This window comes from Thermus sp. FJN-A, from assembly GCF_054655095.1.
In genome coordinates, this window is record NZ_BAAHSC010000221.1 from 1 (window position 1) to 236 (window position 236).

Genomic DNA, 236 nt, shown 5'->3' on the forward strand with positions numbered 1-236 from the left:
GGGGGGGGGGAGGGACCTCGAGGCCGACCTCAAGGCCTGGCAGAGGCGCTACCCGGGGAACGAGGAGAAGGCGAGGAGCCTCCTCAAGGCCCTCAAGCGCCCCGAAGGGGTGAACCCCGTCACCCTCGTCGTGGACGACGCCACGGGCCTCACCCCCAGTGTGGTCCCCTGGCTGGTGGCCTTCGCCGAGGTGGCCACCCTGGTCCTGGCCGTCCACCCGGAGACCCTAAGGAAGG

Annotated in this window: 1 pseudogene; it reads left to right on the forward strand. The window is 71.6% G+C overall.

Going from position 1 to position 236, the window contains the following annotated elements:
• Positions 1-236 (forward strand): annotated as a pseudogene (locus ACYQ0J_RS13475) (ATP-binding protein); the annotation flags it as partial.